General features: G+C 48.4%; 26 protein-coding genes and 1 riboswitch. Of the genes, 14 read left to right on the top strand and 12 right to left on the bottom strand.

Annotated elements, in window-relative coordinates; translation table 11 throughout:
- Positions 1–54 precede the first annotated feature (54 nt).
- Positions 55–408 carry a hypothetical protein gene (locus tag GM173_RS11595; protein WP_203571544.1) on the top strand — a complete coding sequence of 118 codons (354 nt, stop codon included), beginning with the start codon at positions 55–57 and terminating at the stop codon, positions 406–408.
- Positions 409–426: 18 nt separating this feature from the next.
- On the opposite strand, the gene GM173_RS11590 is transcribed toward GM173_RS11595, so the two are convergent.
- The 4 genes from GM173_RS11590 to GM173_RS11575 all read right to left on the bottom strand — a co-directional run bounded on the left by GM173_RS11590 (position 427) and on the right by GM173_RS11575 (position 5,080).
- Positions 427–1,305, bottom strand: coding sequence for a DMT family transporter (locus tag GM173_RS11590; protein WP_203571543.1), 879 nt, complete (start codon positions 1,303–1,305; stop codon positions 427–429).
- Between the two features lie 288 nt (positions 1,306–1,593).
- Positions 1,594–2,421, bottom strand: a complete 828-nt coding sequence (locus GM173_RS11585; protein ID WP_203571542.1) for an undecaprenyl-diphosphate phosphatase — start codon at positions 2,419–2,421, stop codon at positions 1,594–1,596.
- Between the two features lie 560 nt (positions 2,422–2,981).
- Positions 2,982–4,550, bottom strand: a complete 1,569-nt coding sequence (locus GM173_RS11580) for an alpha/beta hydrolase (protein WP_203571541.1) — start codon at positions 4,548–4,550, stop codon at positions 2,982–2,984.
- Positions 4,551–4,636: 86 nt separating this feature from the next.
- Positions 4,637–5,080: a DciA family protein gene (locus GM173_RS11575; protein WP_203571540.1), complete on the bottom strand. Its 444-nt coding sequence runs from the start codon at positions 5,078–5,080 to the stop codon at positions 4,637–4,639.
- A 14-nt stretch (positions 5,081–5,094) separates the two neighbouring features.
- On the opposite strand from GM173_RS11575, the gene GM173_RS11570 reads away from it, so the two are divergent.
- From GM173_RS11570 to GM173_RS11560, 3 genes are all read left to right on the top strand, one after another.
- Complete coding sequence (locus tag GM173_RS11570) at positions 5,095–5,973, top strand: M23 family metallopeptidase (RefSeq protein WP_203571539.1); 879 nt, start codon at positions 5,095–5,097, stop codon at positions 5,971–5,973.
- A gap of 123 nt (positions 5,974–6,096) precedes the next feature.
- Positions 6,097–8,838 carry a preprotein translocase subunit SecA gene (gene secA / locus GM173_RS11565; RefSeq protein WP_203571538.1) on the top strand — a complete coding sequence of 914 codons (2,742 nt, stop codon included), beginning with the start codon at positions 6,097–6,099 and terminating at the stop codon, positions 8,836–8,838.
- Positions 8,839–8,960: 122 nt separating this feature from the next.
- Positions 8,961–9,350 (top strand): hypothetical protein, encoded by a 390-nt coding sequence (locus GM173_RS11560; protein ID WP_203571537.1) that lies wholly within the window; start codon positions 8,961–8,963, stop codon positions 9,348–9,350.
- A gap of 44 nt (positions 9,351–9,394) precedes the next feature.
- Here GM173_RS11560 and GM173_RS11555 read toward each other — a convergent pair whose 3' ends face one another.
- From GM173_RS11555 to GM173_RS11545, 3 genes are all read right to left on the bottom strand, one after another.
- The gene (locus GM173_RS11555; RefSeq protein ID WP_203571536.1) at positions 9,395–10,000 is read right to left on the bottom strand and encodes a hypothetical protein; all 606 of its coding nucleotides are present in this window, start codon (positions 9,998–10,000) and stop codon (positions 9,395–9,397) included.
- Positions 10,001–10,070: 70 nt separating this feature from the next.
- Complete coding sequence (locus tag GM173_RS11550) at positions 10,071–10,931, bottom strand: LpxL/LpxP family acyltransferase (RefSeq protein ID WP_203571535.1); 861 nt, start codon at positions 10,929–10,931, stop codon at positions 10,071–10,073.
- A 43-nt stretch (positions 10,932–10,974) separates the two neighbouring features.
- Complete coding sequence (locus GM173_RS11545) at positions 10,975–11,868, bottom strand: lysophospholipid acyltransferase family protein (protein ID WP_203571534.1); 894 nt, start codon at positions 11,866–11,868, stop codon at positions 10,975–10,977.
- Positions 11,869–11,949: 81 nt separating this feature from the next.
- Between GM173_RS11545 and metK the strand changes: the two genes are divergently transcribed.
- The 3 genes from metK to ahcY all read left to right on the top strand — a co-directional run bounded on the left by metK (position 11,950) and on the right by ahcY (position 15,265).
- Positions 11,950–13,122 (top strand): methionine adenosyltransferase, encoded by a 1,173-nt coding sequence (gene metK / locus GM173_RS11540; protein WP_203571533.1) that lies wholly within the window; start codon positions 11,950–11,952, stop codon positions 13,120–13,122.
- A 49-nt stretch (positions 13,123–13,171) separates the two neighbouring features.
- Positions 13,172–13,627 (top strand): hypothetical protein, encoded by a 456-nt coding sequence (locus GM173_RS11535; RefSeq protein ID WP_203571532.1) that lies wholly within the window; start codon positions 13,172–13,174, stop codon positions 13,625–13,627.
- A 75-nt stretch (positions 13,628–13,702) separates the two neighbouring features.
- Positions 13,703–13,789, top strand: a riboswitch (S-adenosyl-L-homocysteine riboswitch).
- A 60-nt stretch (positions 13,790–13,849) separates the two neighbouring features.
- The gene (gene ahcY, locus GM173_RS11530) at positions 13,850–15,265 is read left to right on the top strand and encodes an adenosylhomocysteinase (protein ID WP_444542501.1); all 1,416 of its coding nucleotides are present in this window, start codon (positions 13,850–13,852) and stop codon (positions 15,263–15,265) included.
- A gap of 357 nt (positions 15,266–15,622) precedes the next feature.
- Here ahcY and GM173_RS11525 read toward each other — a convergent pair whose 3' ends face one another.
- The 4 genes from GM173_RS11525 to rsmD form a co-directional block, all read right to left on the bottom strand.
- Positions 15,623–17,692, bottom strand: coding sequence for a glycosyl hydrolase family 18 protein (locus tag GM173_RS11525; RefSeq protein WP_203571530.1), 2,070 nt, complete (start codon positions 17,690–17,692; stop codon positions 15,623–15,625).
- An 877-nt stretch (positions 17,693–18,569) separates the two neighbouring features.
- Complete coding sequence (locus GM173_RS11520; protein ID WP_203571529.1) at positions 18,570–19,634, bottom strand: tetratricopeptide repeat protein; 1,065 nt, start codon at positions 19,632–19,634, stop codon at positions 18,570–18,572.
- A 130-nt stretch (positions 19,635–19,764) separates the two neighbouring features.
- Positions 19,765–20,016: a YfhL family 4Fe-4S dicluster ferredoxin gene (locus GM173_RS11515; RefSeq protein WP_203571528.1), complete on the bottom strand. Its 252-nt coding sequence runs from the start codon at positions 20,014–20,016 to the stop codon at positions 19,765–19,767.
- Between the two features lie 110 nt (positions 20,017–20,126).
- Positions 20,127–20,678 carry a 16S rRNA (guanine(966)-N(2))-methyltransferase RsmD gene (gene rsmD, locus GM173_RS11510; protein WP_203571527.1) on the bottom strand — a complete coding sequence of 184 codons (552 nt, stop codon included), beginning with the start codon at positions 20,676–20,678 and terminating at the stop codon, positions 20,127–20,129.
- A 68-nt stretch (positions 20,679–20,746) separates the two neighbouring features.
- Here rsmD and ftsY point away from each other — a divergent pair, with 68 nt between their 5' ends.
- From ftsY to GM173_RS11480, 6 genes are all read left to right on the top strand, one after another.
- The gene (gene ftsY, locus GM173_RS11505; protein WP_203571526.1) at positions 20,747–21,910 is read left to right on the top strand and encodes a signal recognition particle-docking protein FtsY; all 1,164 of its coding nucleotides are present in this window, start codon (positions 20,747–20,749) and stop codon (positions 21,908–21,910) included.
- Between the two features lie 62 nt (positions 21,911–21,972).
- The gene (locus GM173_RS11500) at positions 21,973–22,512 is read left to right on the top strand and encodes a GNAT family N-acetyltransferase (protein ID WP_203571525.1); all 540 of its coding nucleotides are present in this window, start codon (positions 21,973–21,975) and stop codon (positions 22,510–22,512) included.
- Positions 22,509–23,162, top strand: a complete 654-nt coding sequence (gene ftsE, locus GM173_RS11495) for a cell division ATP-binding protein FtsE (RefSeq protein WP_203571524.1) — start codon at positions 22,509–22,511, stop codon at positions 23,160–23,162. The genes GM173_RS11500 and ftsE overlap by 4 nt, the downstream gene beginning before the upstream one ends.
- A gap of 15 nt (positions 23,163–23,177) precedes the next feature.
- Complete coding sequence (gene ftsX / locus GM173_RS11490) at positions 23,178–24,080, top strand: permease-like cell division protein FtsX (RefSeq protein WP_203571523.1); 903 nt, start codon at positions 23,178–23,180, stop codon at positions 24,078–24,080.
- Between the two features lie 192 nt (positions 24,081–24,272).
- Entirely contained in the window at positions 24,273–25,130 is an 858-nt protein-coding gene (rpoH, locus tag GM173_RS11485) for an RNA polymerase sigma factor RpoH (protein ID WP_203571522.1), read from the top strand.
- A 119-nt stretch (positions 25,131–25,249) separates the two neighbouring features.
- Complete coding sequence (locus tag GM173_RS11480; RefSeq protein WP_203571521.1) at positions 25,250–25,567, top strand: hypothetical protein; 318 nt, start codon at positions 25,250–25,252, stop codon at positions 25,565–25,567.
- A gap of 115 nt (positions 25,568–25,682) precedes the next feature.
- Here the strand turns inward: GM173_RS11480 and GM173_RS16445 are convergent, their stop codons facing one another.
- Positions 25,683–25,850, bottom strand: coding sequence for a protein MIGRI (locus GM173_RS16445; protein WP_444542500.1), 168 nt, complete (start codon positions 25,848–25,850; stop codon positions 25,683–25,685).
- A 338-nt stretch (positions 25,851–26,188) separates the two neighbouring features.
- Between GM173_RS16445 and mraZ the strand changes: the two genes are divergently transcribed.
- Positions 26,189–26,626: a division/cell wall cluster transcriptional repressor MraZ gene (mraZ, locus tag GM173_RS11475; RefSeq protein WP_203571520.1), complete on the top strand. Its 438-nt coding sequence runs from the start codon at positions 26,189–26,191 to the stop codon at positions 26,624–26,626.

Below are 26,626 nucleotides of genomic sequence, written 5' to 3'. Positions count from 1 at the left end.
CGTCCTTGGGCGACGGTGGATTTGTATTGATTTGCAGACCCACTGGAGAGAGCCATGTTAAATCGCGGAATTAAACTTTTGCAACGTGGCATGCTGAGCCTGAGTTGCAGTTTATTGATGGTGGCTTGCGCCACGGCCGATAGTGCACCCGTGGTGATGGTTGAACGCGTGATTGTGCAATTTAAAGCCAAGCCGGCCGCGCCAGAACAGGCGCTGACGCAATTGGCGCAACGCTATCAATTGCCTATGCAGTTTGAGCGTGAATTGGGTGGCGGGTTTTATGTTGCACAATTAAAGCCTGCGCAAAGCGCTGCAAAACTCCAACCGGTGCTGCAGCAAATCGCACTCGATCCGGCGATTGCCAGTATTGAAGCTGATCAACTGATGCACACGATGCCGCTACAGTAATTTGCAAATGTTGTTGTGTTATTCGGGGGCGGGTATGACGGGAGCGAGTGCGATTAATATTGCGGCAATCAAGATACCCATACCACCGAGCCACTGCAACGCCGAGAGCTTTTCACCCAAAATCAGCGCGGCGAGCAAGACGCTGATGACGGGTTCTAGCGTCGATAAAGTTGAAGCTTCGCTAGCAGACAGATAATCCAAGCCCGCTAAAAAAGCAAAAATCGCCACCACGGTGGAGAGGAGCGCAATCGCAATCGCCGCTAACCAGCTGGTGCTGCTGCTTGGCCAGCTTGGTGTGCTCCACAAGGTGCTGAGCCATAAACAGCATGCTGCGGACAGCATCACCACGGTGGCAGCGGGTAAAGCACCAACTAAAGGAGTCAAGCGACTGCCCGCGATAATGTAGCCCGAATAAATGACCGCTGCCGATAGGCCAAACGCCACGCCCAGCCATTGTCCACCCGCCGGACCAATGGTGAGAATGAGGCTGACGCAGGCTAAAGCCAGTGCCGCCCAAGTGCGAGGAGATAGCTTTTCCTTCCACCAAAACGCGCAAGCCAAAGTGACCAAAACGGGATACACGTAAAGCAAAAGCGCCGCCAACGCCGCTGAACCGTGGCGCAGCGCCGAGAAATAACAAAATGCTTGCCCCACATAGCCGATCCCGCCCATCGCGATCAGCCCGAGCAAGGTTCGGCCCCGCGGCCATGTTGCGAGACGAAGTAACATTACCGTAGCCATTACCAACCCAGCCAAACTAAAGCGAATCAGTAGCAAACCTTGCGTATCCACGCCGCTATCGGCGTAGGCCCAGCTACCAAAAATCGGCATCCAGCCAAACGCGAAGGCGGAAAGCACAATTAAAAAAAGACCTTTGCGGCGCTGAGCAGTCATCATGCGAGATCAATAAATTGAGTAATCAAACAGTGTGCCGCAAAACTGCGCCTGCGGGCTACTTGGGAACAACGATTATTGCTGATGGAGCTTAGATTTTTACGGTGGCGTTGAATTTCTGTTTGCGGCCTTGCGATTAAAGTTGTCAATGGCGCTGTGATTTGCAAAAGGTTTTCAGTGCGCAATGCTTATCTGTTAGCAAAGCATAAAAAAGCCGCCCTGTGGGCGGCTGATTCTTAAGGGTATTGCTTGGTAGGCTTTAAATATTGATTTTTACAGGGCAATACCCAACTAGCCTGCATTCCAATTTACCCAGCCAAAATGCCAAGTCGCGAGCACAATCAAGCCAAAGGCAATTCGATACCAAGCAAAGACGATAAAGGTGTGCGTCGAAATAAATTTAATCAAAGCGCGGATGGCGATAAAAGCAAAAATGAATGATGAAACAAAGCCCACCGCGAACACGCCAAAATCGGCACTGTCGAGTACATGCCGATGTTTGATTAAGCTGTAAATCGACGCCGCACCCAAAGTCGGAATGCCGAGGAAAAACGAGAATTCGGTCGCTGCTTTACGCGACAAACCGAGGAACATCCCGCCGATAATCGTCGCACCCGAGCGGCTTGTGCCGGGGATTAAAGCCAAGCATTGACACAGACCCACTTTAATCGCGTCTTTTAAGCTGATGTCGTCGACTGTCGGTACTGTGATTTTGTGTTGGCGTTTTTCTGCCCACAAAATAATAAAACCACCGACGATAAAGGCAATCGACACTGCAATTGGATTAAACAGTACGGCTTTAATTTGATCAGAAAATAATTTGCCCATGATGGCTGCGGGAATAAACGCAATGACGATGCCCAATAGCAAGTTGCGTTCATTACCGGGTTGGCTCACGCCTTGAAACGTCGCACCAATTTTGGCGCGATATTCCCAGATCACTGCGAGCATTGCGCCGAGCTGAATGAAAATCTCGTACACATTGCGTTTGTCTTTCGACAGAAAGTTCAGTAAATCACCAGTGAGGATCAGATGACCCGTTGAAGAAATCGGCAGAAATTCGGTAATTCCTTCAACCAAGCCCATGATGAGGGAATGAAATAACAAAATTGGATCCATGCTAGCTGCTGCTCAAGTGGGTTTTCGATGGGCTTGGATTATAAGCGGCGTCGGTGACGATTTTGTGGTTTGTCAGCAAAAAAAGCGGTCTAGGGCTGTATTAAAATGTGAATTTTCACACTCGCCATTGTGGAACCAATCGTGCAACCCAAGTTCATAAGAGTGTATGCGCAAAATACTTGATTCCATTTTGTTCATCACTCTCCCTGTATTTGATCGGGCACCTTGGGTGCCCGTTTTTTTTGGGTATTTTTTTGCTGCTCGCCAAACCAAAGCAAGATAAAAATAATTACCGGCATGCTGGCAATTAGGCAAATGATCAAGCCAGTGTTCGAAAGCGTACCCATCGGTTTGCTGAGTCCGCCGAGCAACCAAATTGCTACCCATAAACCAACAATAAGTTTACTACTCCAGCGCATACGCCACTCAATTAGCTCTTGTGGAGTCTGTGGCCAGCGTACATATTGCCCATAAAACAGACAGGCTTTGAACGTGAGGCCGCTACTGACCGCTACCATTAGGCATAAGAAAAAATACATATCTTGAGCGCAGAGTCGTAGCTAGATCTGATCCGCCGCCTGAGGTTCAGTCAGCCGCAAAAATTCTTTCGGATCTAACTTCGGAGCCACAGCAGGGGCGCGGCGCTCGCTAGCTTTGCCTTTTGGTGGTTTTGGATTGTGGATATCCGTTTCAATTCGCTCCAGCATCAGCGGATAAAACGGATTGGCCGACATACGGGTAATAAAATCCATGCTGACCATCAGTGCGCCGCGCTCACCACGCGGTGCCAAGGTACCAAGCTGAATGCCGAAGTATTCATCTTTGCGTGGATTTACGCCGTACAGTGGATCATCCATCGGGAACGGTACTGCAATATGGGACAGCGAAAAAATATCGGCAGGATATTGGATGTCGAGCTGGCGCTGGCTTGCCGTGGTTGCTCCCGGTGCAAATGTGCGAAGTACGGTGTTTAAGCTATTTTTTTCACTGGCATCATTCCCAACCACGCTGATTTGGTATTGTTTTGGTGTGCTAGGCAACATTTCTGAAAGTGCCATTTCAGTGCTTGGGCGGAGCAGGGGGTTAAAATTGATTGAGCGATTGGCATCAAACAACATTAATTCACTGCCGTTTTCCGGTAAGTGTGCATATAGAGCTGAGACAATTGCAGGGGTGCTGACGGTAAAGTCGAGCAACGATTGAAACGTTGTAATCGGGGCAATGTCATTGAGTTTGCCGTTGGTGGCGAGCTCAGCAATTTGTGCTTGTAATGCTTCAGTCAGACGATATGACTGGCGGGCTCCGTTGACAGGGAATGAGTTGTACTTAAATGGATTAAATTCAGGGACCACACTCAACCATGTGGCTTTGGCAAATGCCGGCAATACGGCAGGCCAGCCTGCCACGCCAGCAAAGCGCGCAAAGCGTGTCACGCCGATCATGGGTGACAATAAAATCAGCCTATCAGGTCGAGCAAGAGCGGGGTTTTCTAAAGCATCCGTTGCGTACTTCACCGCGAGCGCGCCCCCATTGGAATAGCCCACAAGATGCAGTGGCAAATCGGCGGGAGCTAGGCGCTTTGCTTCACGAACGGCCAGTCGGGTGGCGGCCATCCAGTCTTCCCATCCGACATTGGTTAATCCGGCGGGTACCGTACCGTGGCCTGGTAAGCGGATAACAACTGCAGCAAAGCCATGCGCGGCATAGCGCTGTGCGATGTTGCGCATACTGTAGGGGGAGTCAGTTAGACCATGCAATAAAACTACAGCGCCTTTAGGCTTGCCGTTCGGTTCCAGTACATAGGAGCGATTCCAATCGGTTTTAAAGCTTGCCGGATAGATGCTGCCTTTGGTGTAGTAGCGATTGAATGGGGTTTGCGCGTGAGCAGGGAGTTTGTCTGTGACTTCGGTGCGGACAGCCTCAAAAACTTGTGTTTCCGCTTGGATAAAGTCACGCCAATTGGCTTGGTCAAGCTCCGCAATACTCATCTCTTTGGGAGTGTAGGTATGCCAAAGTTCAAGGTCAGGAAAACTGCGTAATTCAAGCAGCCTGCCGACCAATAATGTGAGCCCAATCACGATGATGATCAGCAAGATGAGTTTGCTAGCTTTGCGCAATAAATAAAGCATTGTGCTTGATTCCAGTGGTGTCCTCAAAATAGGACGACATCGTATTACAAATCGCTGTGTAAGGCGTGAATCGGCTAAATTGGGTACTATTTTTTACCACTGTGATGCTTTAGTAGTGTCGCGAGTGCTTGCTTGAGGGCTGGGTCATCGACCTGTTGACTGAGTGCCTGAATCGCTGTTTTTGCAGTGTCGGGAATGTGTAAGTTCTTGGTTTGAATCGGATTTCCGTGTTGCAGCGCGACTTGCACCTTCGGTCTAATTGCGGTAGCGTGCCAACCTGCCGCATCGAGTGCGCGCAAAATATCGGGTGCCGCTTGGCGAATTCGCGTGGCTGCGGCACTAAATGGCACCGCAATCATTAACTCACTGCCAGCCCATGCAACACCTTGGCAGACATTCGCGACTTCTGGAGCTAACGCGCTTTTCACAATGTCCAGAATTTGATTCAGAGTATCCACTTGTCGCACAAGGCGTTTGAGCGAGTGGTCTCGATTCAGTAACTCATCGAAAGAAGTATTTTTACGCTGCATAAGCGGAGCAAGGCATGAACATTATTTTAGTTTCCAATCGGCTGGATAAGGCTATATCGCTGGGACAGCGTGAATTATTGGCCTTGGGGCTCATTTTAACGCTATTAATCGGTGCTGCGGCATTTGGTTTGGGGATGTTGTTTGCCCCGAATCGCGTTGAGCCATTATTGCGCTTGATGCCTGGCCAGCACGCTAGGCAAAGCGAAATTGATGCTTTGGCAGTGCAAGTTGGCGAACTGCAAGCCAAACTGACACGTTTAGATGGACTGGCGACTCGGGTTGGCGATAAAACTGGAATTGATATTAAACCCTTTCTGAGCAATAAAGCGGTTCCGCAAGGAGGCTTTGAGCAGCCAGGCAAATCATTTTCTTTGAGTGGGCTCCAAGCATTGTTGGGTTCCACCGATGGCAAAATGAGTGCGCTGATTGATCAGCTTACCTTGGCTGAGGCCGTGCTATTGACACCGCAATCAGAACATTTGCCACGTCATTCTCCGATGGCGATTGCCCCACAATCGTCTAGTTTTGGTTGGCGAGTTGATCCGTTTACGGGCGCGCAGGTGTTTCATGAAGGCGTTGATTATCAAGGCGACACCGGCACACCTGTGGTAGCCGCGGCGACAGGTAAGGTTGTCTATGCAGCTTACCACCCTCAATATGGTAATATGATTGAGCTTGATCATGGCAACGACCTCACGAGTCGGTATGCTCATGCCAGCCGTTTGATGGTGAAAGTAGGTGATACCGTCAAGGTGGGAGATACTGTGGCTTTGTTAGGTAGCACTGGGCGATCGACAGGGCCGCATCTACATTTTGAGATTCGTTATCGCGGCGTTGCGCAAAATCCATTGCGATTTATTGATTCAAGTAAGATGGCCGTCGCGCAGCAGTGAAAGAATTGCGTGTCAGCTTGAAATTCCTTCAGGGTGGAACCACATAGGCGTAATAGTTATTTAATTCGCCGATGTACTTTATTAAAAAAGCCTAAATAAAGGCTCAACAACTGGTAGCACAAGATGATCTCAACTCTGCTTAAAAAAGTTTTCGGAAGCCGTAATGACCGTTTGCTCAAACAATACGGTGCCATCGTAAAGCAGATTAATGCGCTTGAGCCGACCATGGCTGCGCTGACAGATGAAGCCCTCCGCGCCAAAACCGAAGAATTCAAAGCCCGTTTAGCCAAGGGTGAAACTCTTGATCAAATCCTGCCCGAAGCCTTTGCGGTGTGCCGTGAAGGTGCCAAACGTAGTTTGGGATTGCGTCATTTCGATGTTCAGCTGATTGGTGGCTTGGTTCAGCATCAAGGCAAGATTTCCGAAATGCGCACCGGTGAAGGTAAAACTCTGGTTGCTACTTTGGCCGCTTACCTGAATGCGTTGTCGGGTAAAGGCGTGCATGTGATTACTGTCAATGATTACTTAGCCAAGCGTGATCGTGACACGATGGCGGTGTTGTTCGAATTTTTGGGGCTGACTTGCGGTGTGAATCTGGGCCAAATGGCGCATGAAGACAAAAAAGCCGCTTATGAGTGCGACATTACTTATGGTACCAATAATGAGTTTGGCTTTGACTACTTGCGCGACAATATGGTGTTTTCAGTTGGCGAGCGAGTTCAGCGTGGCTTGAACTTTGCGATTGTCGACGAAGTCGACTCGATTTTGATCGATGAAGCGCGTACGCCACTGATTATTTCTGGCCCAGCAGACGACAATACCGATTTGTACATGGCGATGAACGGTATTCCAGGCCAACTGACCGCACAAACTGAAGAAGAAGGTGAGGGCGATTACTGGGTGGATGAAAAAGCCCATACGGTGATGTTGTCTGAAGCCGGTCATGAGAAAGTAGAAGCTATCCTGACCGAAATGGGTCTGTTGCCAGAAGGCGATAACCTCTATAACGCGGCACACATTAGCTTAATTCACCATTTAAACGCCGCACTGCGCGCTCACTCGCTGTTTAATAAAGACCAGCACTATGTGGTGATGGACGGCGAAATTATTATCGTTGACGAGCATACTGGTCGTTTAATGTCCGGTCGTCGCTGGTCTGAAGGCTTGCATCAAGCCGTTGAAGCCAAAGAAGGCGTTGAAATCCAGCAAGAAAATCAAACGCTGGCGACGATTACGCTGCAAAACTACTTCCGCATGTACTCTAAATTAGCGGGTATGACTGGTACGGCCGATACCGAAGCTTATGAGTTCCAGCAAATTTATGGTTTGGAAACGGTGATTATTCCGACCAATAAACCAATGCAGCGTGAAGATCGTCAAGATCAAGTGTTTAAAACGGCGAATGAAAAATACAAAGCAATTATTACTGACATCAAAGGCTGCGTAGAGCGCGGCCAACCAACTCTGGTCGGCACCACGTCGATTGAGCAGTCTGAATTGTTGTCGGGTATTTTGACTGCCGATGGCATTGCACATAATGTGTTGAATGCTAAGCATCATGCGAAAGAAGCGCAAATCGTCGCGCAAGCCGGTGCTTTGGGCCAAGTGACGATTGCCACCAATATGGCCGGTCGTGGTACCGACATCGTGCTCGGCGGTAGTATCGAGCGTGAATTAAAAGAAATCGAGCACGACGACAGCTTGGATGCGGCAGCAAAAGCGGCGCAAATCGCTCAATTGAAAGCGGAATGGCAAGTGAAACATGATGCCGTTTTAGCTGCGGGTGGTTTACATATTATCGGTACTGAGCGTCATGATTCTCGTCGTATCGATAATCAGTTGCGCGGTCGTTCTGGTCGTCAGGGTGATCCAGGCTCGAGCCGTTTCTACTTGTCGCTTGAAGACACGCTGCTACGGATTTTTGCTGGTGATCGCGTTGCCTACGTGATGGACAAACTCAAAATGCCAGAAGGCGAGCCGATCGAAGCGGGTATGGTGTCGCGTGCGATTGAATCGGCGCAGCGCAAAGTCGAAGGCCGCAACTTCGATATGCGTAAACAATTGTTGGAATACGATGATGTAGCCAACGAACAACGTAAAGCCATTTATGGCCAACGTAATGAGATTTTGGAAAGCGAAGAAGTCTCCGCGACCATCAATGCAATGCGTGATAGTGCGATTGGTGATTTGTTTGACCAATACATTCCTCCGAATTCAATGGAAGAGTTGTGGAACGCCGAAGGCCTTGAAGCCGAGTTGGCTGAAATGCATATTGGCGTGAATGTTGTTGAGTGGGTGAAAAATGAAACTTCACTGACCATCGATGAGATGAAAGCGCGCGTATTGGCGGCTGCGAAAGCGGCTTACGACAGCAAAGTCGAGCAAGCAGGCGAGACGAATTTCCGCAACTTTGAGCGTTCAGTTTTGCTGCAACACGTTGACCAACATTGGCGCGATCATTTGTCGGCATTGGATCATTTGCGTCAAGGGATTCATTTGCGCGGTTACGCGCAGAAAAATCCGAAGCAAGAATACAAGCGCGAAGCGTTCGAGCTGTTCTCTAGCTTGCTCGATAACATCAAGCGCAATGTGTTGAAAATCATTATGACCGTGCAAATTCGTGGTCCAGAAGATTTGCCAGAAGTTCAACAGCACGAAGTGCCAGAGTCAGCGATGCAATTCTCGCATACTGATTTAGAGGAAATCTTGGCGAGCGGTGATGAAGACCGGATTCGTGAAGCCTTGATGGCGGCGATGCAAGAAAATAGCGGTATTAAAGTGCAATTTTCAGGCGTAGGCCGTAATGATCCTTGTCCTTGTGGTTCAGGCAAGAAATACAAACATTGCCACGGCCAATTAGCTTAAACGGTTTAAGCCAGCAAAAACCCCGCTACTGTAGCGGGGTTTTTTATTGCCGTTTATTCATGATCGATTCAGTTCAACTCCTTGATACTGTGGGTTGCAAGTTTGATTCAAGGAGAAATGTCATGCAAATCAAATACAGCCAATTCCTCGCTGCGCTTTGTTTCAGTGCAGTCGCTTGGAATGTCAGCGCCGCCAATGTCGGCGTATCCATTCAACTGGGCGATCCTGATTTTTATGGCCGCATCGATATGGGTCAGCGTTATCAACCACAAGTGATTTATGAGCGCCCGATTGTGATTCATCAATCGAGGTATAGTTATCCACCGCTTTATTTACGTGTACCCCCGGGGCATACCAAGCATTGGAGTCGTCATTGCTCAGCCTATGGTGCGTGTGATCGTCCCGTCTATTTTGTCAAAGACAGTTGGTATCGTGAGGCTTATCGCGATCGCTATTATCGCAATGAACATCGTCGAGGTCATGGTCATAGCAAACACTGGCGAGATGATTAATCGATGCTCTTCTGAACGGGATCATAGAAAGGAGTGTTTTGCAGTTAGATCTTTTCTATGGTTTGTATTTTTGGTAGTGATTTTGGCTGTTTGTGATTGTTCCACAGCAAAATAATGGGTTGATTTTTTGTTGCTTGTTCGCTGACGGTGATAATCCCATTGGGTGTAATCCAACTGACTAGTCTTTCACCAAAAATATCGGTCTCTTTTTTCCAGTGATGGCGTGGGAAGCGAGCTAGGCGTTTTAGTAGGTAGTCTTTTAAAGCCGGGTGTGATGACTCAGGAAATTCAACACGGACGTCGTTGAGTGTTCCTTGGCTGAAAAAGAATGTCACCATTTTGGCTGGTATATTGTTGTACGCTTGTTTGGTGAATGCCCAGCATAGATAGTCATTGCTGGCGTTGACTTTTTCTTCTCGGTGTAATCCTCCGTAGCAAGTGAGCTTGAAGCCACGTGTTTTGTATTCACGAATTACTTCATCTTGAGGTAAGGCTTCAGTTGCATCGGGAGGTAGGGTAAATTCGGGCGCGAAATAAATTTCGTAACGGTCTGTGAACCAATACTTAATCCTAGGTGGCCCGAATTGAATCATTAGTATTGCAGCAAAAAGAAAGGAGAGTGCGAGTAATACTAGGGTTTTTTGAGCCATTATTTGATTTTTTGTAAATTTGATGTAATTGTATCGTTTGCTATCTACATTGCCAAATTTTGGCGTTGATTCAATAAACGCTAGCCTCACCTTCGGGTCGAGTCTTAAATCTGCGGTGCAGCCAATAATATTGGCTCGGATGCTCGCGGGCGATGTCTTCGATGAATTGGTTCATTCGCGTCGTATCGGCCAGCATGTCGCCACTCGGGAAGTTTTCCCATGCGGGGTAATAGCGCGAAATGATTTGGCCTTTGCCTATCGTAGTAATCACCGGCAGCACTACTGCACCCGTCATTTCGGCTAGCTTGCCCAGCATCGGCAACGTCGCCGTTTGAATACCAAAAAACGGCGCGAAAATCGATTGTTGTGGCCCCATATCTTGGTCGGGCAGGTAGTAAAACGGTAATTTGGACTTGAGTGTGCGAACAATCGGGCGAATGCCGTCGCTACGTTTAATCAGGATTGGGTCGTTAAAGCGTGAGCGAATTTTGAGACTAATCTCATGAAATACGCCGCGCTGCTCGGCATACATACTGCTGCCAGGGTAATCGATGGTATAGGCCAAACCGCCGTAATCCAAGCCTAAAAAATGCGGAACCAGCATGATAATTGGGCGGTCGTGCACTGCTTGGCAATTTTCAAAGTCTTTTCGCAGTATTAGCCTGCGTAGCCTGCTTTCACTGCCGTGTAGCAAGATACTGTAACCAAGTAATGAGCTAGTCATATCGATAAAATGTTGGCGCAATACCTTGCGGCGCTGCGCCTCGCTCCATTCGGGAAAGCACAGCTGCAGATTGGTCAAGCCTACTTTTCTGCGGCGCCCCACTATAAAAAATAGCAGCAAACCGAGTGGAACCGCGATCCATTGCATGACGCGAAAAGGAATAAGGTGCAGCAGCCAAAGCAGCGCTGAGGCAAATTTGAATTTCATACCGACTCCGCAAGGCGCGATGAGCGCCTTGAACAATGTAATGTTAAAAAATGGCTGAGCGGCTAGATTCGCCGGGCGGTAGTGGCGCACCAGCAGGGTGTTTGTAGCGGCTATAACTCCAGAAATATTGCTCTGGTATCTGTCGGATCAAGTTTTCGATGTTTTGATTGAGCAAGGTTGCGTCGTGCTCGGCTTCGCCATTGAGTTCGCCGACAAAAGGCTGAATGTGAAAGCGATAGCCTTGGCCAATGCCAAGCCGCTCGACATAACAGGGCAGTACAATCGCGTTGCTCGATTTCACCATTTTGGAAAACAGCGTCATCGTATACGCGGTTTTTCCAAAAAATGGCACCCAAACGCCTTCGCCGCCACCCGGAACTTGGTCGGGTAATAAATAAGCTACGCCACCTTGCTTGAGGGTTTTGAGTAACACGCGTACGCCCGACGCATTGGCCGGAGCGGGCTCTGCGCCGCTGCGTGAGCGTGAGTAAATCATCAGTGGTTCAAGGTAGGATTGCTTAGGTGGGCGGTATAGCGGTGCAAGCTTTTTAGGGATTAAGCCTGCAATACATACTCCTACCATTTCAAGTGCCCCTAAATGTGGCGACACAAAAATAATGGGTCGTTCCGTGGTGAGCGCGGCTTCAACATGCTCCCAGCCGCGTTTTTCTTTGACCATTCCCACTAGTTCAGGAATCGGTCTCATCCAGTGCACTAAAAATTCTAATGCAGCAATGCCGTGGGCAGGAATACTTGAGCGAAGTAATCGGTTATAATCAAGCTCATTTTCCGCAATTGCACTTTGTTTCAAGTTCGCGGTGAGTACTTTGCGATGGCGGGCGCTGCCCAGCCAAACCAGCCAACCGATGAGCCAGCCTAGTGCTTGCAACAAGGGCAGTGGCAATTTAGCTAATAATTTACAGAACGTCAGTAGCATATGGATGTTCAGTCGAATGAAGACCTAGATTGTAGCTGCGATTGGCCCTTTGTGGTCATGTAACCGAAGGTAATCCTCCCAATGAAAGATTTTCTATTTACTTCTGAATCCGTTTCTGAAGGTCATCCAGATAAGGTCGCCGATCAAATTTCGGATGCGATTTTAGATGCGATTTTCGCCCAAGATAAACACGCTCGTGTTGCCGCTGAAACCTTGGTGAATACTGGTTTGGTGGTATTGGCCGGCGAAATTACCACGCATGCCAATATCGATTACATCCAAATCGCTCGCGATACGATCAAACGGATTGGTTACGATCATTCTGACATTGGTTTTGATTACAAAACGTGTGCCGTTTTGGTCGCCTACGACAAGCAATCGCCCGATATCGCTCAAGGCGTGAACGAAGGCGAAGGCATTGATTTGGATATGGGTGCTGGCGATCAAGGTTTGATGTTTGGTTATGCGTGCGATGAAACGCCGCAATTGATGCCCGCGCCGATTTATTACTCGCACCGCTTGATGCAACGCCAAGCCGAATTGCGCAAAGATGGTCGCTTGCCTTGGTTGCGTCCGGATGCGAAATCACAAGTGACGCTGCGTTATGATGGTGAAACTGGCAAAGTCAAAGAAGTTGATACCGTGGTGTTGTCGACTCAGCACCATCCAGACGTGTCGCACGTGCAATTATCAGAAGCCGTGATTGAGCAAATTATCAAGCCAGTTTTGCCAAGCGAATGGATTACTGAAAACACCAAGTTTCTGGTGAACCCAACCGGTCGTTTCGTGATCGGTGGCCCAATGGGCGATTGCGGTTTGACTGGCCGTAAAATTATTGTTGATACCTACGGCGGCGCTGCGCCACACGGCGGCGGTGCTTTCTCGGGTAAAGATCCATCGAAAGTAGATCGTTCGGCTGCGTACGCGATGCGTTATGTGGCAAAAAATATCGTTGCCGCGGGTATTGCAAAGCAATGCTTGGTGCAAGTGTCGTACGCGATTGGTGTGGCGAAACCGGTGTCGATCATGGTGGATACTTGGGGTACGGGTGTGATTCCGAACGAGAAAATCGTCGAAATTATTCAAGAGAACTTTGATTTGCGCCCGAAAGGCATTATCAAAATGCTCGATTTGCTGCGCCCAATTTACAGCCGAACCGCAGCTTATGGTCATTTTGGTCGTGAAGAGCCCGATTTTACGTGGGAACGCACCGATAAGGTCGAACAGCTCAAAGCAGCAGCTGGTCTGAAGTGATAAAAAGGTGGACTTAAGGTCCACCTTTTTACTTTGTAGGAGTTTCAAAATGTCGATTTTAACCAGACTGGCTTCCCCTGCCGAATACCGCAAATTGAGCACTTGGTTTACTGATGCCGGCCAAGCCGCTCCCACGCTGGCCGATATGGTGTTGCTGGCCGAAGAAGGTGATGAGTTATGCGGAGGGCTGCGCGTGGTGATGGCGCGCGGCTTGATTCGACTCGATAGCGTAGTGACGCGTGATGAAGTGGTACTGCAACTTTTATTACAGCAACTAGGACGTTGGATTGGTCGTGAGGAATGTTGGGCGGTGGTGACGGCGGATGCGTTGCCAATGTATTTAGCTGCAGGCTTTGTTCAACAAGACGCAGCACCCGATACCTTGATTGAAGAGGCGAAAGCGGGCTCGCTACACATCATCCTGCGCCCAGTGCTGGCAGATGCGGAAGCGACTGCCCAGATCGCACAGGCTGCCAGCGGCGGCCGTGCTTTGCCTGCCGCCTAGCCCGATTGCTGTCCGTTAGTCGACCGTTTGACCGTTTAATCTGCTGCGAAATGGCGGTTTTTACGCTAAAATCTCGGCACCGAGGGGCGCTGCAGCCGCCGGCCTTATCCAGGTCGCGTGAGTCAGGCTCGGTACTATCCCATCCAACGGCGCTCACCTTTCGTTCAAACCCTGCCGGGTTCGATGACGGTGAGCATCGACCCGGCCACATGGAGTATTATCGTGGCCGAATTCAAAGATTTTCACGTAGCCGATACTAGCCTTGCCGCCTGGGGCCGCAAAGAGCTGAACATCGCAGAAACAGAAATGCCTGGTCTGATGACTGTACGCGACGAATTCAAAGCGCAGCAGCCATTGAAAGGCGCGCGTATTGCCGGCTCGCTGCATATGACGATTCAAACTGGCGTTTTGATCGAAGCTTTGCAAGCTTTGGGCGCAGAAGTGCGTTGGGCGTCGTGCAATATTTTCTCGACGCAAGATCACGCTGCTGCGGCAATCGCGTTGAACGGTCATAATGGCCAAGGCACACCCGTGTTCGCATTTAAAGGCGAATCGCTGGAAGAATACTGGCAATTCACACACCAGATCTTCGAGTGGCCGAACGGTGAACACGCCAATATGATTTTGGACGATGGTGGCGATGCGACTTTGCTGCTGCATTTGGGCGCACGTGCTGAGAGCGACCTCAGTGTGGTGGCTAATCCAACCAACGAAGAAGAAACCGTACTGTACGCGGCGATCAAAGCGCAAATCGCGAAAGATCCAAAATGGTACTCAACGCGTTTGGCGGCGATCAAAGGCGTGACTGAAGAAACCACGACCGGTGTTCACCGTCTGTACCAAATGCATGAGCAAGGCAAATTGGCCTTCCCAGCGATTAACGTGAACGATTCGGTAACGAAGTCAAAATTCGACAACCTCTACGGCTGCCGCGAATCTTTGGTTGACTCAATCAAACGTGCGACTGACGTAATGGTTGCTGGTAAAGTGGCGTTGGTTCTGGGTTACGGCGACGTGGGTAAAGGTTGTGCGCAATCATTGCGTGGCCTGGGCGCAACGGTGATGGTGACTGAAATCGACCCGATTTGCGCCTTGCAAGCGGCGATGGAAGGTTACCGCGTGGTGACGATCGATGACGTTGCGGATCAAGTGGATATCTTCGTAACGACTACCGGTAATGTGAGCGTGATCGCGCACGAGCACTTAGTGCGTATGCGTAATAACGCGATTGTTTGCAATATCGGTCACTTTGACTCCGAAATTCAAGTGGCTAGCTTGCGTCAATACGAGTGGGACAATATTAAGCCACAGGTGGATCACATCGTATTCCCAGATGGCAAACGTATTATCTTGTTGGCCGAAGGTCGCTTGGTGAACTTGGGGTGCGGTACAGGCCATCCATCTTTTGTGATGTCTAACTCGTTTGCTAACCAAGTGTTGGCGCAAATCGAATTGTTCACCAAATTGGATCAATACCCAGTTGGCGTTTATGTGTTGCCAAAACACTTGGACGAAATGGTGGCGCGTTTGCACTTGAAGAAAATCGGTGCGAAATTGACGGTGTTGACCGATGAGCAAGCGGCTTACATCAATGTGCCAAAAGAAGGGCCTTACAAGCCAGCGCACTATCGCTATTAATATGCGATTTATTGATACTTAATCAATAAATTCAAGCTGTGTGAACGACACCCCAAGACTTCGGTTTGGGGTGTTTTTATTTCTGCATAGGAATGGCAATTTAAATAGTTGCTGGTTGAGTGGCTCAAATCTTGCCTTGATGGGCAATACTGAAGTGAGTGTTTTGAAGTTAAATAAGCACATCAAAGTGTAGAGCAGTAACGCACTGGGTTTTTTTGTCTAAGAGTGCTGTTGAGGGTGAGCAAATGGAAAAAAGGCCAAATCTGTGCAATACAGATTTGACCCTTGTGTTTCTCGCGGCTATCCCCCTCCATTTAGGAGGGGGTGGTAGCGAACTTTAATTTCAAATGAGCTGCATTATTTGCGAACTTTGCTCATCGCGTTCATCAACGTGGCTGATTTGTCATCGCCATCGAGTGACCAGCTGAACATACCGCCTAGGTTGTTGGCATTCACGTAATCAATCTTAGTTTGGATGACTGCTGGTGTGTCATACGACCAGAATGTAGAACCATCAAATTTCCAAGATTGTTTCGTTACCGGGTGAACATATACCGTACCTGGCGCATTCACGAGCACTTTGTAATCTTCGATACCGTTTTCATAAGTGCCATGCGCTGGTGTTGTTGCTTGTTGGTATAGACCGTTGTTCACGTTTGGTACACCGCTCCAACCACGACCGTAGAATGGCACGCCAACGATGATTTTATTTGCCGGGAAGCCTGCTGAGATCAGGTTTTTCACTGAATCATCAATCGTGTAGTACGATGCTACGCCACGTTGACCGGTTTTCGGATCAAGGTAGTTTGGACCATTTGGATCTGCGTACAGATTCGAATGGAAGTCGGTTTTCGCCGCTGGATTGGCGTTATTTTCGTACGCGGCATCCATATACGTCGTGCTAGTGTATTCCCAACCGCCGTGGAAGTCATACGTCATCAAGTTGATGAAATCGAGGTACTTGCTGTATTCCGCAGGTTCAGTTTGCTCGATCTTATCTTTACCCGCTGACATCGCTGCAGTCAGATAGTATTTCTTGTTGCCGTTGGCTTTGCTCAACGCATCCAACTGCGCACGGAATTCAGCCATCAACAGCGTGAAATTACGTTTGTCGTTCGCGGAAACGGTGTTGTACGGTTGACCGATTACACCAGGGAATTCCCAGTCGATGTCCACACCGTCAAATACATTGGCTAATGTGCCAGGGCCACCGCGACCGCTGTACAGTGGTAAGTTACCCTTGATGTAAATATCCAAGCATGATGCAACGAGTTGTTTACGCAAAGCATCGGTTTGCGCTGCATTGGAGAACCATTTCGACCAAGTCCAGCCACCCAATGAAATAAAGATCTTCATATTGGGGTACATTTTTTTCAGCGATTGCAATTCATGGAAGTTACCTGCTAAAGGTGTTTCCCATGTAATTGGCGTGCCACCTGAAACTTGACGCGCGGGAGTCCGGCCATAATCAGCCCATGCATCGCCACCGCTACCTGCATCCGGTGCTTTTGGTGTTGTTGCACCCGATTCGAGCTTGTCGTAACCCGCGACACACTCGTAACCATTATTTTTCGGTTGAATATTACCGAAGGCATAGTTCAGGTAAGTCATTTTGGCTGCCGAGCCATTGCTGACCATATCGGCAACTTCCATACCACGAGCGTAAACGCCCCATTGTGCGAAGTATGAGCCGACTTCTTTGCCACCGGTTGATGGTACCGATGTTGGCGTTGGACCAACTGGGGTTGCAGATGGGGTGACTGTAACAACCGAAGTTGCCGTAGGCGTCACGGTGACGACTGGCGTTGTCGTTGGTGTTACGGTGACGACTGGCGTTGTCGTTGGTGTTACGGTAACGACTGGTGTTGCCGTTGGAGTAGCCGTCACAATCGGTGTCGCTGTCGGAGCCACAGGCGTTGGCGTTGCTGTGCCAACACATGCACCTAGGTCACGCCATGGTCCATCCACTTCCGCTGCGTTTGGCGTATTGCCTTGCGTCCACCATTTCGCTTGGAAATTGCGGCCGTTATAGCTCACGGTTTGGTTGGTATACACTGCAGTACTGCTCCAGGCTGGGGCAGTGCACGCTCCTGTCGCTGCTGTTGTAGTTGGGGTTACCGTTGGTGCGGTTGTCGGTGCCGTTGTTGGTTTTACTGTTGGTGCTACGGTTGCCGTAGGTGTTGGCGTTGCTACTGAACCAGAAGAAGCACCTAAATCTTTCCATAGCGTTGGCGTTGCTAAAGGATTCCAGTTTGCACCAACGTAGGCGGTGTGAGTGACTAGCGCTGAATAATCATGACCGCTGTAACTCACTACGGTGCCTGCATTGTAGGTCGTGCCCTCTTGCCATGCCGGTGCGGCATAACTAAAAGATGCGAATACAGCAACTGGCAAAGCAGCGACTGCAAAGTGCTTTAGTTTAAACATGTAAAGATCTCCATCCTCTCAGTTGAAATGGTGTCATTCGCGCAAAGACATTGGTATGTACTTTGTACTTTAAACCTGACCACTTTTTGTAAGTTTTGGTGGTTTTAGGTTGAATGACGTTTCGTTACACACTACAAAATGTAACGATGGAGATGATTAATCTTATGAGTTGTAAATCTTGTCAAGTGTTTATGATCTCATTGTTTTTTAAGCCTTTTTGTGTGCAGCAGCTTTACGTAAATTAGCTACAAAAACGCAGGCGAGGTTGATGTTGCTTTGCACAAATTTGTGAGAAAGTAAAGCTAGAGTAATTGATTTTAGAGTTGAGTAAATGTTGCGGTGCAATAATTATGAATTGCTTATGTTGCCTTGTCTCTACTTCTATAAGAAAAATAGCTGTGCAACTACATTTTTTTTTGATGTTAAAAAAACACATTCTGGGCACTGTTAAAAATTACGCTTTCTTTTTTCTTTCTTTATTATTTATTTTTTGTAATTAAAACTACGAAGTTATTGATTGATAATTTCATATAAATTGAGAATCTGCCACTGGGTGGTATTGGTGCTGTGAACTTTTTTGCTCTGTGCATTGGCACAAATCTAGTGCAGTAAATGCACAATTAGTTCCTGCTTTTTGTGTTTTAGCTGAAGTACAGTGCAAGTGAATTAATTATCTCTTCAGTTCAGACTGGGGAGTGGCGGAAATTGATAGGGTGGCGAGAGCTCTGGTTTAATTTCTCAACTCATCGTAGTCGATTAAGCTTGATTTTATGCTGGGCTGTGTAAGGGTAATAGTTCAAAGTAAGGCGCGATTGGTTTGACTTTATTTGGTATTGGCTTGCAGCCCTTTTTTATTAATGGTTTGGTGGGTATACGTCTATGTATTGAGGCTATCTTCTAGCTCGTGTACACGTTGAAGTAAAGAGTGCCGTTTGAAAGTCGCCAAACGTTGATGTGTTTTGCCGGAGTTGATTTCCTCGGCAATTTCAAAATGCTGTTGCCAATGGGTAAATTCTAAATCGGTTTGCCCTTTTGCCGCGTAGGTTTGCGCTAATCCGGCGTGCGCCAGCATCAATAAATATTTAGCAGGGATGCTTGCGGCCGCTTCTAGCGCTTGTTGCATAAAATAGTGGCTGGAGTGGGTTTCATTTTGTTCTAAGTGCAGCTCGCCAATTGCAATCATATTGACGACCTTGCCCCAGTAATTATTGCTACTGCCATTGAGTGCAAAAGCGCGTTCAAATTGCTGTTTGGCGGCGTGTTTTTGCCCTACTTTTTTCAGCAAATGGCCTCGGTAGTAATAAAGTTCGGGCTCGTATTCGCAAAACGCTAGCGTTTGTAAGGCATTTTCGGCACGATCTAAGGCTTGGTTTGAAGCTAGATCATTGTGTAAATGCAATTGCGCCGCAGCAACGTTGATGTAATGGCAAACGTGGATGTTTTTGTCGGCGATGTCACTCAGTAGCGGGGTGACCTTAAGGTGAGTTTCTAAGCTGCTCGGTGGGTCTTCAAAAATAAAAAAGAGTTTACCAATGCCAATATAGGCTCGCGCGATGGCTTTGGACCAACGTCGTTCTAGGCCGACTTCCAGTAATTGCAGCCATAAATCCATTGCTTCATTGTAGTTGCCGGTGTCATAGCAAACATCGGCATAACAGTCTGTGGCGTCAATCCATGCGTCGTCTAAATCATTTTGTAGCGCCAACTGGCTGGCTTTGGCTGCAGCAGCTTCGCGTTCATCTTCTTTGGCGGTGGGCATGGCACGAAATGCCAAGGCGATAACCAAGGCCGCTAACGCCTCTGATTTGTGGTCTTCTATCGTTGCTGCACGGTCGGTCACGAAATGGGCGAGGCGAAGCGCTTCATCAGGCGCGGTATGAATCAGGCTACGTGCAATATTTAGGGTTTCCTCAATTTCAGAGCGTAAATTGTACGTCCCCATTTCTTTCTCCTAGCGCTTTGGCGCAAGACTCGTGAGCTGACTGATTTAAATCAGTATATTAAAAGTTACTAATCGTATAGCAAATAAAAAAGCGGGCAAATGCCCGCTGGTCAATCCGCACTGCAAGTCATTAAGCTTGGCCGGAAATAATCAGGTATTTCGCTTGTAATTCTTCTTTGGTTTCTTTGTGATCTGGATCTAGTGGGATACAGTCCACAGGGCATACTTGTTGGCATTGTGGCTCATCGTAATGGCCAACACACTCGGTACACAGGTTGGGGTCGATCACGTAGATTTCTTCGCCTTGGGAAATCGCGCTATTTGGGCATTCTGGTTCGCAAACATCGCAGTTAATGCATTCGTCAGTAATAATGAGAGCCATGGTTGACAATTCCTTAGTAAAATAGTCGGGTATTGCATTTGTTGGGGATTTTCCCACTTTCGAGCATAAGTCACAACCTTACTGAGAGTAGGGTTGGAAAAAGTACCTAATTAAGCCGATGCACGGCACAATAATGCATATTTGACCGTGCCTGCTTTGCCTTCGCGCAAGACTTCCCAACCATTTAAATCGGGCACATTGGCGTATTCGATATAGACCCGTGCTTCGGGGGTGAGAAAAGGCACAATCTGCGGCAGAATTTGATTTAATAAGTCCGTTGCAAACGGTGGATCGAGTAGTACTAAATCAAATTGAGTGTTGCAGGTGGCTAAATAACGCTCTGCGGTGCCCCAGTATGGTTCGATATGCTCCGCTCGGAGTAGTTCTTTATTGCTTTTAATCGCCGCAAAGACGGGTTTTGCGGCTTCGACCATCACGACTTTTTTCGCGTTGCGTGAGGCGGCTTCAAAGCCAAGTGCGCCGCTGCCTGAAAAAAGATCGAGGCAAACCATGCCAGTGCAATCTTGCCCTAGCCAATTAAATAGCGTTTCGCGTACACGATCAGGGGTTGGACGAAGCGCTAGGGAGTCTGGAAATTTTAAAATACGGCGCTTATATTCACCGCCAATAATACGAACCTGATTTTTATGCTGTGCTGACATCACTGCTCCGCGGTAAAATCGCTACTAATCAACTATTTTCCTCGATTTGCAGGATACTCGCCAACGCCATGTTTAGTTTTTTTAAGAAAAAGAAGCCCCCTGAAGCCGAAATCGTCACCGAAGTGACGCAGCCAGCACCGACCCCAGCGGCAGAATTACCGATTGAGCCACAAATTACCGTTGCAGCAGACGATGCGCCTCGTCCTGCTCCGCTTGACGTTGCGCCGATTTTGACGGCTGACGCGCCCGTTGTTGCCGCGAAAGAAGAACTCACCGACGCCTTTGTGCCGCCTAGCGATTTGGCGCAGCCGCAAGAGCGCCCCAAATTATCGTGGACTGAACGCCTGAAAATGGGCTTGGCCAAAACGCGCGACAAGCTTGGTAAGAGTTTGGCCAGCGTGTTTGGTGGCGGTCAGATTAACGAGGACTTGTACGAAGAGCTCGAAACGGTTTTGCTGACTGCTGATATGGGTGTCGATGCGACGCAGCATTTGCTCAAAGATGTGCGCGAGCGTGTGTCGCTTAAAGGCTTGAAAGATTCGGGCGAGTTGAAAGAAGCACTGAAAAGTAGCCTGACTGATTTGATTCAGCCGTTGGAAATTCCTCTGAAAATATCAGGCCACAAGCCGTTTATTCTGATGGTGGCGGGCGTCAATGGCGCAGGTAAAACCACCAGTATCGGTAAACTGGCAAAATACTACCAATCGCAAGGGCTATCTGTTTTGTTGGCCGCGGGTGATACTTTCCGCGCCGCTGCGCGTGAGCAGTTGGTGGTATGGGGCGAGCGCAATGGCGTGCAAGTGATCGCACAAGCATCAGGCGATGCGGCGGCGGTGGCGTTTGATGCGGTGAACGCCGCCAAAGCGCGTGGTGTTGATGTCGTGATCGTCGATACGGCTGGGCGCTTGCCGACGCAATTGCATTTGATGGAAGAAATCAAAAAAGTAAAACGCGTCGTACAAAAAGCCGATCCGACTGGCCCGCATGAAGTGCTGCTGGTGCTGGACGCGAACACGGGGCAAAACGCCTTGGCGCAGGTGAAATCATTCGACGATGCCTTGGGTTTAACCGGTTTGGTCTTGACCAAGCTCGACGGCACCGCCAAAGGCGGCGTGATTGCGGCGATTGCCAAAAATCGCCCCGTGCCGCTACGCTTTATCGGTGTCGGTGAATCGATTGATGATTTACGGCCGTTTGCCGCGAAAGATTATATCGATGCCCTTTTTGAATAGTATGGGTATTTGCTTCTAATCTTTGCTTTGTATTTGCTGTAGCCCTATACCCGAGAGGTTAGATGCTCGCGCCATTACGCACACCCCGTTTGCTTTTGCGCCCTTTGACCGAGGCTGATGCGGGCATGGTGGCGCAATTGGCGGGCGAGTGGCAGGTAGCGAGTCAAACAGGGCGGATTCCTTACCCCTATGAATTAACGATGGCGGTGGATTTTATTCGTTCGCAGCAAGACGCCTTGGATCGTGAAGTGATTTTTGCCGTGTGCCGTCACGCCGATGGTGCTTTAATTGGCTGTGTCGGCGCGAGTTTTGAAGCCGATTCGGCAGAGTTAGGTTACTGGTTTGGCCAAGCCTATTGGGGGCAGGGCTATGCGACTGAGGCGGCGCAGGCGCTGCTGTTCTATGTATTGTCGCTGCCGAACATCAGGCAAATGACCTCATCGCATTTACTGACAAATCCCGCGAGTGGGCGGGTGCTGGTCAAGCTTGGTTTTACCGAATCCGAGCGCGCCACGGTGAATTGGCGCAATGAAGGTCAGGTTGAATTGGTGAAGTATCTTTATCGCACAGCGGCTGGTTTTCAGCGCGAAGGATTTGAATGATTCAATTTCAACAAGTGAGTAAAAGCTATCCCGGCGGTTTTGATGCCATTAAAAATCTGAGCTTTGAAGTGCCGGATGGTGAACTGGTGTTTCTGGCCGGGCATTCGGGCGCGGGTAAATCGACTTTACTGAAGTTGATGGCGGGCATCGAAAAGCCAAGCAGTGGCGCGGTCTTGCTCAATGGGCAAAATCTGGCGCGGATGAGCCGCGCGTCTTTGCCTTTTGTGCGTCGGCATATTGGGCTGATTTTCCAGGATCATAAGATCCTGTACGACCGCAATGTGTTTGATAACGTGCGTTTGCCGCTGGATATTATTGGTTTCGATCATGCTGAAGGGCGTCGCCGCGTATTGGCGGCGCTGGATAAAGTGGGTTTGGCGGGCAAAGAGAAGCTGAATCCGATTTCACTATCGGGCGGTGAGCAGCAGCGTTTATGCATTGCGCGCGCTGTCGTGCATAGACCATCGATTTTGCTGGCCGACGAGCCAACTGCGAATCTGGATAGTGATTACGCGCATGATATTTTGGAATTATTTAAATCGTTCCACCAAGTCGGCGTGACAATCTTGATTTCGGCGCATGATGAATCGTTAATGGCCGATTATGGGCGGCGTATTTTGCGGCTGAAACACGGGCAATTCACGGCCTAGCCTAAGGATAAGAATATGAAGCATTGGTTTCGTCTACATTTTTTAGCATTCACGTGTACCTTGGGTAGTTTGGTTCGTCATCCGGTGGGGAGTTTACTCAACTTATTAGTCATCGGCATTACCGCGGCATTGCCGCTGGCTTTGTGGGTGCTGATCAGCAGTTTGTCGAGTATCACTGAGCAAGTTTCGATTGAACCACAAGTCTCCGTTTTTATTCGGAATAGTGCGAGTAGCGAAGAGATTAATGCGCTGAAATCAACCTTAAAAGCCGATGCGCGCTGGGAAAAGGTAGAGTTTATTCCGAAAGATATCGCGCTAAAAAACTTACAAGCTAGTTTGGGTAGCAATGATTTAACGGCAGGTTTGCCGGAGAACCCGCTACCCGATGCGTTTGTGCTGAAAGCCAAAGATAGAGCTCCCGAAGTTTTGGAAGGGCTGCAAAAAGAATTAGCTTCAATCGTGATTGTGGAAGAAGTGCAATTAGATTCAGACTGGGCGCGACGATTAGTGCGAATTATCGACTTAGGGCAGGTGGTGTTTGAAGTTGTTGCGGGTTTGTTGGCGGTAGCTTTAGTTTTGATCACTGGTAATGCGATTCGGATGCAGATTTTAACGCGCCGTGATGAGATTGAAGTGGCCAAGCTGATTGGTGCGACTGATTCATTTATTCGTCGTCCTTTTTTGCATGCGGCCATTGTGCAGGGCGCTTTGGGTGGGGGCGTTGCCGTGTTGATCGTTTGTGGTTTGGTTGCTTATGTCAATCCGGCTTTGATTGAGTTGGCGCATTCTTATGGGCAAACAGTTAGTTTGTCGATACCTGATGGGCTGACTATTTTGCTGGTTTGTGCTGCAACGGCTTTGCTTTGCGTAATGGGGGCGGTCTTTGCGGTTGCGAGGTATTTATATCAATACCGTTAAGTGCGCTGATTCTGTTGCCGTTGAGCAGATTGAATGTAGCTATGACTTGGATAGTAATAATTACCGTGCAAAATGATGCATGCATGTGTTTGAATACTAGGAACTTAAAACACAGTTAGCACTCTAATTGCTAGAGTGCTAATTTTGATATATAAAGTCAGTTATAGGTTTGAGTGACAGGAGAACAAAGCAATGAGCAATGCGATGACACTTTCAACACTATCGATTGGTGATAGTATTGAACGCTATATTCAGCGTGTTAACGCCGTTCCTATGCTTTCGCCGCAAGAAGAGCACGATTTGGCGACTCGCCATCAAGAGCATGGTGACGTCGAGGCTGCGCGCCAGTTAGTTATGTCTCACTTGCGCGTCGTAGTCTCGATTGCGCGTGGGTATAGTGGTTATGGTTTGCCACAGGCTGACTTAATTCAAGAAGGTAATATTGGCCTGATGAAGGCGGTGAAGCGCTTTGAAGCTACACGTGGCGTGCGCTTATATTCGTTTGCCGTGCATTGGATTAAAGCCGAAATTCACGAATATATTTTGCGTAATTGGCGCTTAGTTCGTATTGCAACAACGAAAGCACAGCGCAAACTATTTTTTAATTTGCGTTCGATGAAAACGAGCTTTGCTGCACTCACGCATACACAAGCGAAAGAAATTGCTGATGATTTGGGCGTAAAACCTGAAGAAGTGTTGGAAATGGAAATGCGGATGACAGGCCAAGATGTGTCATTAGTGTCCGATGATGCCGATGAGGACGGCTATGCCCCTATCGACTGGTTGGCCGATAGCCATAACGAGCCAACGGCAGCGATTGCACGGGCGAATGTTGATCGTATTCACTCTACTGGGATCGTGGAAGCGCTTGATGGGCTTGACGAACGTAGTCGCAGGATTATTGAGGCTCGTTGGTTGACCGAGGAAGGTGAATCACTGACTTTGCACGATTTAGCTGCTGAGTTTCAGGTCTCTGCCGAGCGAATTCGCCAGATTGAAACTAAAGCACTGCAAAAAATGAAGCAAGCGTTGCTGCCAGCAACGATTTAATTAGCTTTGTTTATGATTTTAATCGAAGGGCGCCTTGGCGCCCTTTTTACATTCCTATTCAAGAAAACTGTGTTTTGGACGATAATGAGGTAAGTCTTTGAAATAAATAGATAAATTTCATGAAATCGGTAAAATTTTTACAGCAAGCTCGCGGCTTTGCTGACTATATTATTCAAGCTTCGAGTGAGATGGCTGCCTCATTGCCGCAATCAGAAACGGGCGTCCAGCGCGCTGCAACCCAAGGTCGATTGAATAAAATTGCTGCCGGAGAGTGGGATGGGCTTGATCGCCGTACTCATCAGGAGCGCCGAACAAGTGATCGACGTAATGAGCCACGGTCAGTAATGTTAGATACACGGGTGCGTACGGATCGTCGACGTGACTGTCGTCGTAGAACTGATGAATTAGCGTTGCGATCTTTTTCTTGCCGAGTCTAGGTTGTGAACGTGTAACTTAAGCGAAAAGGCATCTTCTTTTGAGCTTTGGGTGAGTTTTTACTGGCGATAGCCGCTTAGACCGCATACGCGCTTTGTGCATCTGCACTATTTTATTCTAACGCACCCAATGCCAGATTAATGCAATCACACTGGCAGAGATTAAGACAATAGCGCTGATATTACTGATTCGGTGTAATTCTTTTCTTTGTGCTGGCAAGAGTATGCGCCAGCCTAGGCCGCACGCTAAGAAAAACAGAAATATAGAAAGTAGTTTACCGCTCATGAATTTTAAGTCGCCTCGGGTATCCGGCTGTCGGGAAATTTTGCGATACTTTGTAAGTTTTGTGAAATTACTTAAGGTTTTACTTTAACTATTGCGAAATTAGTACTTATTCTAAAAGGCTTTTATTTAAAAATTATTTTTAATGCTAAATCATTGTATCAAAACACAAAATTTCCGGCACAACTTGTGCCGGTTTTTTTTTTGCTCTATAGTGACTTTTAGTGGGGGAAAGTGGATAAAAGTGTATTTTTGTGGTGATAATTTCGTTAAAATCGCTACAAAGATTTAATGATTGATTTTACCGATCGCAGTTTAGCGATCATGGGCTTTGGCACAAGATGTTTGGTGGCGTTTCTTCAATGAATTTGGACAGCAAAGGGCGATTGGCAATCCCAGCCAAGCATCGCGATGCCTTGCTTGCCCGTTCAGAAGGACGATTGGTGATTACCGTTGAGCCGTCGGGTTGTTTGCTGATTTACCCTGAGCCTGATTGGATTCCTGTTCGTGACCAGCTGAATACTTTGTCAGGCGCTCAAATGGGCTTGCGCCGCTTGATTGTGGGGCACGCTGAAGAAATTGAAATGGACACTTCGGGTCGTATTTTGATACCGCCTACTTTACGTCAGCGAGCGAGCTTGGATAAGACCGTTGCTCTGGTGGGTATGGGTAATAAATTTGAATTGTGGGATGAGGCCAAGTGGAATGCCGTAACTGATGCCGCTATGGCTATGGATCCGGTTGAATTACAAAATAATATGCAAGGAATTGTGCTTTGA

Origin of the sequence: Deefgea chitinilytica, assembly GCF_016881405.1 — a bacterium.
Classification (GTDB): Bacteria; Pseudomonadota; Gammaproteobacteria; order Burkholderiales; family Chitinibacteraceae; genus Deefgea; species Deefgea chitinilytica.
Note: the sequence above shows the minus strand (reverse complement) of the source record. Positions and strands in the feature narration are given on the sequence as shown.